Below are 6,000 nucleotides of genomic sequence, written 5' to 3' on the forward strand. Positions count from 1 at the left end.
TCGCTGTATCGCATGGAGCAGAGTTCGCAGCAGGTCAAGGCGTCCAGCATGCAGATGCTGGATGAAGCCGCCCAGGCGCGCATCGAGGCCCAAGGCGAAGTGCAGGCGCTGGGCATCCGCCGCCAGTTCATGGACGCCTATCAGTATGGCCATGGTTTTTCCCGCCAGGTGCTGTTCCTGCGTGAACAGGCCGAGAAGCGCTTTCTCGATGCCTTCGACACCCGCGAAGACCTGACCCGCCAGGTCAAGGCCGCGCTGCAGGCCAACCCGGATCTGCTCGGCCTGTCCCTGGTGTTCGAAGCCAATGCCCTGGACGGCAAGGATGAGTTGTTCGCCGGCCAGGCTGAACTCGGCAGTAACGACAAGGGCCGCTTCGCCCTGTACTGGTCGCAGCCGACACCCGGCAAGTTGGAGTCGATGGCGCTGCCGGAAAGCGACATGTCCGACACCAGCGTCGGCCCCAGCGGTGAAAAGGCCAACGCCTGGTTCACCTGCCCACGCACCCTGCTCAAGCCGTGCGTCATCGAGCCGTACTTCTACAGGATCAACGGGCAAAACGTGCTGATGACCAGCATCGTCTTCCCGTTGATGGCCAACGGCAAAGTCATTGCCTCGCTGTCGGTGGACATCAACCTCAACAGCCTGCAGGCCGTGAGCCAACAGGCCAGCCAGAAGCTGTATGACGGTCAGACCCAGGTCAGCATCCTCAGCCCCACCGGTTTGCTCGCCGGCTACAGCCCGGACGCGAGCAAGCTCAGCCAGCGCCTGGATCAGGTCGATACCGCCAACGGCGCGCAATTGATCGGCGCTTTGGCCAGCAGTACGCATATTCGTAGCCTGCGCACCGATCATCAACTGAAGGTATTGGCACCCTTTGCGCCCATCCCGGAGGGCAAGCCGTGGGGCGTGCTGCTGGATGTGCCGGAGAAAGTCCTGGTAGGCCCGGCTGAAGCGCTGAAAGCCCAAATGGACGCCGAGAACACCCGTGGCACCTTGCTGGAATTGGGCCTGGGCCTGCTGGCTGCGGTGGTCGGCTTGATCCTGGTGTGGTTGATGGCACGCAGCGTGACCCGCCCGATCCTCGGTGTGGCGCACATGCTCGAAGACATCGCCAGCGGCGAAGGCGACCTTACCCGCCGCCTGGCCTACGACAAACAGGACGAATTGGGCCAGTTGGCCGGCTGGTTCAACCGCTTCCTCGACAAACTGCAACCGATCATTGCCGAGGTGAAACGCTCGGTTCAGGACGCCCGTGGTACTGCGGACCAATCCGCCGCCATTGCCACTCAAACCAGCGCCGGCATGGAGCAGCAGTACCGCCAGGTCGACCAGGTGGCCACGGCGTCTCACGAAATGAGCGCCACCGCCCAGGATGTGGCACGCAGCGCTGCGCAGGCCGCACAAGCCGCTCGCGACGCCGACCAAGCCACCCGTGATGGCCTGACAGTGATTGAGCACACCACTCACAATATCGGGGCGTTGGCGTCGGACATGAGCACGGCCATGACCCAGGTCGAAGGCCTGGCTGCCAACAGCGAAAAAATCGGTTCGGTGCTCGAAGTGATTCGCGGCATCGCCGAGCAGACCAACCTGCTGGCCCTCAACGCCGCCATCGAGGCCGCCCGCGCCGGTGAGGCCGGCCGTGGGTTTGCAGTGGTGGCCGACGAGGTACGCAACCTGGCGCAGCGGACCCAGGAGTCGGTGGAAGAAACCCGCCTGGTCATCGAGCACCTGCAAAACGGCACCGAAGCGGTTGTCGGGTCCATGGGTAACAGCTATCGCCAGGCCCAGGGCAGTGTCGAACAGGTCGGGCAAGCCGTGACGGCCCTGCGCCAGATTGGTGATGCCGTCACGGTGATCAGCGACATGAACCTGCAGATCGCAAGCGCCGCCGAAGAGCAAAGTGCCGTCGCCGAGGAAATCAACAACAACGTGGCGACTATTCGCGATGTGACCGAGTCGCTGTCGGAACAGGCGAATGAATCGGCACGGGTGAGCCAGGCGTTGAACAGCCTGGCGAATCAGCAACAAGGGTTGATGGATCAGTTCAGGGTCTAACCAGACAATTGTCGAGGCGCCAGGTTTATCCTTGGCGCTTCGGCAATTCGATCAGCACTTTCAACCCACCCAGCTCGCTTTCCTGCAACTGCAACACCCCGCCCCACACCTCGACGATGTCCCGCACGATCCCCAACCCCAAGCCATGACCATGGATCTGTTCATCCAGGCGCGTGCCACGACTGAACACCTGGTCACGCTGGGTTTCGGGAATGCCGGGACCGTCATCCTCCACCGCCAACAGGTAGTTGCGGCCAGTCTCCGTGACGGTCAGGCGCACCTCGGCATCCGCCCATTTGCAGGCGTTGTCCAATAGATTGCCGAGCAGCTCCAACAGGTCTTCACGGTCCCAAGGCAGTTGCAGACCGGACGCGGCGTGGTAGTTCAGGTCCAGGTGTTCGCCATGAATCATGCTGAGGGTGGCGAGCAGGCCGGGCAGTTCTTTTTCGCAGTCAAACAGCACGCCCGGCAGGGTTTCCCCGGCCAGGCGCGCGCGGTTGAGTTCACGGTTGAGGCGTTGTTGCACGTGCTCCAACTGATCGCGCAACAGCTTGCTCAGCTCGGGACGATCCTTGAGCGCGTCGCTCGACGCGGCACTCAACAGCACGGCTAACGGGGTCTTGAGGGCATGGCCGAGGTTGCCCAAGGCATTGCGTGAACGCTTGAGGCTGTCTTCGGTGTGAGCCAGCAGGTGGTTGATCTGCGCCACCAACGGTTCCAGTTCCAGCGGTACCTGGGTATCGAGCTGTGAACGCTGGCCCTGTTGCAGTTGGGCGATCTGGTTGCGCGCGGTTTCCAGCGGGCGCAAGGCGCGCCGTACGGTGATCCGTTGCAGGATCAGCACCAGCAGCAGCGCCGCCAGCCCTAGCACCAGACCGATCTGACGCATTAGACGGAAGCTTTCCCGCACCGGGGTGTAGTCCTGGGCCACGCTGATGGAAATCGGCTGGCCAAAGCGTTTGTAGTCCGAGCGCAGCACCAGCAGTTGCTGGCCTTCCGGTCCCAATTGCAGATTGCCCTTGATCCCGACTTCGGGCAGGCGCGGCAGTTCCTGGTCCCACAGCGAGCGGGACCGCCAGTGGGTGTCGGCAAAGTCGATGCGGAAGTAATGCCCGGAAAACGGACGCTGATAGGCTGGCGACAGGCGTTGTTCATCCAACTGCACACCGTTAGGACCACGCACCAGCGCCACCAGCAGGTTCTCGGCGTCGTTGCGCAACCCGGCTTCCAGGTAACGCTGCAAACCGGCTTCAAACAGCCACAAGCTGGTTTGTGCCAGCACCACGCCTACGATCACCATGACACTGACCAGGCCCAGGCTCAGGCGTCGCTGGATCGACTTCATGCAGGGCTGGCGCCAAACCGGTAACCCTGGCCGCGGCGGGTCTCGATCACGCTGCGGCCCAACTTGCGCCGCAGGTGGTTGACGTGGACTTCCAACACATTCGAATCGCGTTCGGTTTCGCCGTCATACAAATGCTCGGCCAAATGGCTTTTCGACAGGATCTGTTCGGGGTGCAGCATGAAGTAGCGCAACAGGCGGAACTCGGCGGCGGTCAGCGGGATCTCTGCGCCATCGCGCAGCACGCACTGGCGGCCTTCATCCAGGTGCAGGCCGGCGGATTGCAAGGTGGGCTGGTTGGCCTGGCCGTGGGAGCGACGCACCAGCGCTTGAATGCGCAGGTACAACTCCTCGGGGTGAAACGGCTTGCTCAGGTAATCATCGGCGCCGGCCTTGAGCCCTTCGATGCGCTCGGCCCAGGAATCGCGGGCGGTGAGGATCAGCACCGGGGTGGCCAGCGCGGCGGCACGCCATTGCGCCAATACCTCAAGCCCAGGCAAACCGGGCAGCCCGAGGTCGAGGATGATCAAGTCATAGGGTTCGCTACGCCCCTGGTACGCGGCGTCGCGACCATCGGCGAGCCAATCGACGGCATAGCCCTGGCGTTGCAGCCCGGCCAGCAATTCATCGGCCAGGGGGACGTTGTCTTCCACCAAGAGCAGGCGCATCAGTCTTCCTCATCTTTGATCAGCACACCGGTGCTGGCGTCCAGCTTGATCTCGCGCACCACGCCTTCGGTGGTCACCAGTTCCACTTCATAGGCATATTGGCCGTGCTTCTTTTCCAGTTCGGCTTCCAGCAGGCGGGAACCCGGATACCGCGCCATGGCCTGGTGCAACAGCTGCTCCAGCGGCAGGATCACCCCCTGCTGGCGCAGCGACAAGGCTTCATCCTGATTAAGGTCGCGGGCCGCCAGGCTGGAGCAGAATGCCATGAGCACCAGCGCGGCACGACTGCTGGCGCATAGATTAACCTTCATTACGTTTCCTGATGATTCTTGAGAACCTGCCCGGTGAGCGCGTCCAATTCAACGTCCCATTCGATGCCCTGGGCATCTTCCAATTCGACCTCGTAGACGTACTTGCCGTAGGCCTCGTCCAGGTCGGTATCCAGCAGCGTCGAGCCGGGGTGCAGGGCCAGGGCCGCGGCTTCCAGTTTATCGAAGGCGACAATAGTAACAGTGGCAGGCACTTTCAGTGGCTTGTCGGGGTCCACGGCTCGGGCCTGGGTCGCCATGAGGGCGATCATACCGGCGGCGACCAGAGCGGTGAGGCGCTTCATGATATGTCTCCGTTACAGGATGTTTTCCTACGCCGGTCACCGTACGCGCTGCAACTTAACTGAAACTGAATTGCCACCATGGCAATTCCCGGCAAGGCCTTTTCACACATTCCGCGAGATTTTCTATAATGCCCCGCTCGCTCGAACAGAGACCGGTATGACAGCTATCCACATCAAGTTTCCCGCCCTGACCCTCAAGGCCGGCAAACGCGCCTTTGCTCGTATTCGTGCGCAAGGCTTCACACCGGCCGACGTCGGCATCCTGCCCGGCGCGGCCGGCGGCCCCAAGGCATTGGGTATCCAGGGCCTGGACCTGGCGCTATTCGGTGACTGGTTGCCCCGCGCGCCACGGGAACGGGCGCTGATCGGGGCTTCCATCGGCTCCTGGCGGTTTGCCAGCGCGTGCCTGCCTGACCCGGTGCAAGGCCTGCTGGACCTCGGTCGTCTGTACAACGAGCAACGTTTTGCCAAAGGCGTGACCATGGCCGAGGTCAGCCAGAGCTGCCAACGCATGCTCGACGACCTGCTGGCCGGTCGCGATGCACAGCTACTGGATAACCCGAACTATCGTCTGAACATCATGGTGGTCAAGAGCCACGGCCTGCTCGCCGATGACCACCGTGGGCGCCTCGGGCTGGGCCTGTCGTCGGTGATCGCCGACAACCTGCGCGGCCGCGCGCGGCTGTCGCGGCACTTTGAGCGGCTGATCATCCACGACCCGCGCCAGGCGCCACCGGTGCACCCACTGAAGGATTTCCCGTCGCGCTTCCTGGCCCTGGAACTGGGTAACCTGCGCCAGGCCCTGCTAGCTTCGGGCTCGATCCCCATGGTAATGCAAGGCGTGCGCGACCTGCCGGGCGCAGGCGCCGGCACCTACCGCGACGGCGGCCTGCTGGACTACCACCTCGACCTGCCCTACCACGGCGACGACATCGTGCTGTACCCACATTTCACCGACCGGGTCATCCCCGGCTGGTTCGACAAGGGCCTACCGTGGCGGCGCAGCAACCCGCAAGGTCTGCAGGACGTGTTGCTGCTGGCACCGTCCAAGGACTACCTCGCCCGCCTGCCCCACGGCAAACTGCCGGACCGCAGCGACTTCAAGCGCTTCATGGGTGACGATCCTAGCCGCAACAAATACTGGCAGACCGCGATGAGCGAAAGCCAGCGGCTGGGCGATGAGTTTCTGGCATTGGCGGACAACGGCCGATTGGGCGAGAGCCTACAGCCCCTGTAGGTGCCACCTCACCGCTAACCACGATGCGAAGCGAGCGGCTCTTGCTCTTGCTCTTGCTCTTGCTCTTGCTCTTGCTCTTGCT

General features: G+C 63.0%; 5 protein-coding genes and 2 pseudogenes. 3 read left to right on the forward strand and 4 right to left on the reverse strand.

The window, feature by feature from the left end:
- Positions 1 to 129 precede the first annotated feature (129 nt).
- Both BMZ57_RS30180 and BMZ57_RS30185 read left to right on the forward strand, forming a co-directional pair.
- A pseudogene (locus BMZ57_RS30180) lies at positions 130 to 1,200 on the forward strand (cache domain-containing protein); the annotation flags it as partial.
- A gap of 348 nt (positions 1,201 to 1,548) precedes the next feature.
- A pseudogene (locus BMZ57_RS30185) lies at positions 1,549 to 2,058 on the forward strand (methyl-accepting chemotaxis protein); the annotation flags it as partial.
- A 25-nt stretch (positions 2,059 to 2,083) separates the two neighbouring features.
- Here the strand turns inward: BMZ57_RS30185 and BMZ57_RS16515 are convergent.
- From BMZ57_RS16515 to BMZ57_RS16530, 4 genes are read right to left on the reverse strand one after another with little or no spacing between them, the layout of a single operon-like run.
- Positions 2,084 to 3,403 carry a sensor histidine kinase gene (locus tag BMZ57_RS16515; protein WP_010211383.1) on the reverse strand — a complete coding sequence of 440 codons (1,320 nt, stop codon included), beginning with the start codon at positions 3,401 to 3,403 and terminating at the stop codon, positions 2,084 to 2,086.
- On the reverse strand, positions 3,400 to 4,068 hold the full coding sequence (locus BMZ57_RS16520) for a response regulator transcription factor (RefSeq protein ID WP_010211385.1): 669 nt from the start codon (positions 4,066 to 4,068) through the stop codon (positions 3,400 to 3,402). Before BMZ57_RS16520 ends, BMZ57_RS16515 begins: the two co-directional genes overlap by 4 nt.
- Positions 4,068 to 4,379: a PepSY domain-containing protein gene (locus tag BMZ57_RS16525; RefSeq protein WP_010211387.1), complete on the reverse strand. Its 312-nt coding sequence runs from the start codon at positions 4,377 to 4,379 to the stop codon at positions 4,068 to 4,070. The genes BMZ57_RS16520 and BMZ57_RS16525 overlap by 1 nt, the downstream gene beginning before the upstream one ends.
- A complete protein-coding gene (locus BMZ57_RS16530) occupies positions 4,379 to 4,681 on the reverse strand; it encodes a PepSY domain-containing protein (RefSeq protein WP_010211388.1) in 303 nt (100 codons plus the stop codon). Before BMZ57_RS16530 ends, BMZ57_RS16525 begins: the two co-directional genes overlap by 1 nt.
- A 157-nt stretch (positions 4,682 to 4,838) precedes the next feature.
- On the opposite strand from BMZ57_RS16530, the gene BMZ57_RS16535 reads away from it, so the two are divergent.
- Entirely contained in the window at positions 4,839 to 5,918 is a 1,080-nt protein-coding gene (locus BMZ57_RS16535) for a hypothetical protein (protein ID WP_021492044.1), read from the forward strand.
- The last annotated feature ends 82 nt before the right edge of the window (positions 5,919 to 6,000 follow it).

Origin of the sequence: Pseudomonas simiae, assembly GCF_900111895.1 — a bacterium.
GTDB classification, from domain to species: Bacteria; Pseudomonadota; Gammaproteobacteria; order Pseudomonadales; family Pseudomonadaceae; genus Aquipseudomonas; species Aquipseudomonas simiae.

Coding starts and splice junctions, on each gene's coding strand:
- BMZ57_RS16515 (WP_010211383.1), bottom strand. CDS start 3,403: ATGAAGTCGATCCAGCGACGCCTGAGCCTGGGCCTGGTCAGTGTCATG.
- BMZ57_RS16520 (WP_010211385.1), bottom strand. CDS start 4,068: ATGCGCCTGCTCTTGGTGGAAGACAACGTCCCCCTGGCCGATGAATTG.
- BMZ57_RS16525 (WP_010211387.1), bottom strand. CDS start 4,379: ATGAAGGTTAATCTATGCGCCAGCAGTCGTGCCGCGCTGGTGCTCATG.
- BMZ57_RS16530 (WP_010211388.1), bottom strand. CDS start 4,681: ATGAAGCGCCTCACCGCTCTGGTCGCCGCCGGTATGATCGCCCTCATG.
- BMZ57_RS16535 (WP_021492044.1), top strand. CDS start 4,839: ATGACAGCTATCCACATCAAGTTTCCCGCCCTGACCCTCAAGGCCGGC.